Consider the following 2040-nt stretch of genomic DNA (forward strand, 5'->3'; position numbering starts at 1 on the left):
AACTGCCAACTGCCAACTGCCAACTGCCAACTGCCAACTGCCAACTGCCAACTGTCAACAGACTAATTTGGAGTAAATATCATGGTTTCACAACATGGCAAAGAATTAAGCACCTCGACCGATGAGATAGCTGAAGTCTATGGGGGCGTTGCTTTAAGGCAAGAAAACGAAGCCAGAAAAACAGACCGCTCTTTAGAAGTAGTTGAATCCAAAAATCGCTCTTCTAAAACTAATGACTATATCTATCCGGTCAAGTTCCGGCAGCCTGATGCTGATAATTGGTCTACTTCTTTGCACTCGGTACTAGACCAACCGCCAGTATCTTTTCCTCAGCGCTTGATATTAGGAGGAGTGGTTTTTTCCCTAGCTTTTGGAGCGTGGGCAACTTTGGGAAAAATAGATCAAGTCGGCCACGCTCAGGGTAAATTAGTTCCCAAAGGTGATGTTTACAAAATTCATCCGACGGAGCCGGGAAAAATTATTAACCTCGCGATTAAAGAAGGTCAAAAGGTGAAAGCTGGACAGTTATTGGCGGAATTAGACCCGGAAAATGCTTCGAGCGAGGTGGAGCGTCTCGATAAAATTCTGGACGCTTATCAGATTCAATTGGTGCAGCAAATTAGTTCGATCGAGAGAACTCGACTGGAAGCTCAGGCGAGCCAAGCTATTGCTGCTGCGGACAAACGGGGGGCTCAAGCTGCGATCGACAGATCTCGCGCTACACTCGCCACCACGCAGTCTCAAATCGAGCAATTACACGCAGATGTAGTGTCTCAGAAAGTGCGGCAGGAACAGATCAAACCTCTGTCCGAGCAAGCACAAAATCTGTTGTCGCAACTGAAAACAGATATCACTTCTGGCGAGGCGAGGCGCGATCGCGTGAAACCCCTGCAAAATAAGAGTCAAGATTTGCTGGCACAATTGCAAGCAAAAGTGGCGGCCCACAAAGAGCGGATCGGGCGGCTCAAACCTTTGGTAGATGAAGGGGCGCTGTCGAAAGATGTATTGTTTCAAGCTGAAGATGCTCTGCGGGAAAGCGAAAATGCCGTCATTAGAAGCCAGTTGGGGGAGAAAACTCAGGCTGACGATCGAGTATTTGAGGTCGAGCAAACCGTGCGGGACAAACAAAGTGCTGCGATCAGGAGTCAACTGTCTGAGGCGACTCAGGTTAAAGAAAGGCTGTTTGAAGTCGAGCAAGGTTTGCGCGATCGCACCAGCTCGATCGGCAAAATGCAAGGCCAATTAACCGAACAACTCGCAGAAGTCGATCGACTGCAAGCCGAAGCCGCCAGCAAACAAGCAGCAGCGCGCCAAATGCAGTTAGAAAAACAGCAAAAAATTCAGCAGTTGGAAATGGAATTAAACCAAGTCAAATCCAAAATTGCCGAAACCCAAACCCTGCTCGCTCAAGCCAAAAACAAGCTCAAACAAAGATTTCTCTACGCACCAGTCAGCGGAGTAATTTCCGCGCTCAACATTCACAACACCGGCGAAGTCGTGCAACCGGGTCAAACTATTGCAGAAATGACCCCAAATCAGGCTCCGCTAGTGCTCGAAGTCAGTTTACCGAACCGAGAAGCGGGATTTGTCAAAATCGGAATGCCGGTACAAGTCAAATTCGATGCTTTTCCCTATCAAAATTACGGCGTAATGCCGGGAAAAGTTGTATCGATTTCGCCAGATGCCAAAACCGACGAGCGATTGGGTGTTGTTTACCGGGTGGAAGTGAGTATCGATCGAGACTCAGTGAAAGCCAACAATCAAACCTGGAAACTCAAAGCTGGCCAGACAGCTACGGCTGAAATTGTCATCCGCCAGCGATCGATCGCCGACATTTTGCTCGATCCGCTCAAGCAACTACAAAAAGGCGGCATGAGTTTGTAATCATTAGTCATTAGTCATTAGTCATTAGTCATTAGTCATGTTTTGCTGTCCCCGAAGAGCGAACAGCATTAGTCATTAGTGATTAGTCATTAGTTATGAATCAGTCAACAGTCAACAGTCAACAGTCAACAGTCAACAGTCAACAGTCAACAGTCA

The 2040-nt window shown here is 47.5% G+C and carries 1 protein-coding gene; it reads left to right on the top strand.

Annotation, left to right across the window (positions count from 1 at the left end):
• The first annotated feature begins 81 nt into the window (after positions 1 to 81).
• Positions 82 to 1884, top strand: coding sequence for an HlyD family efflux transporter periplasmic adaptor subunit (locus QT974_RS33785; protein WP_333472721.1), 1803 nt, complete (start codon positions 82 to 84; stop codon positions 1882 to 1884).
• Positions 1885 to 2040: the final 156 nt, after the last annotated feature.

This window comes from Microcoleus sp. BM001215392 (genome assembly GCF_036700185.1).
GTDB lineage: Bacteria > Cyanobacteriota > Cyanobacteriia > Cyanobacteriales > Microcoleaceae > Microcoleus.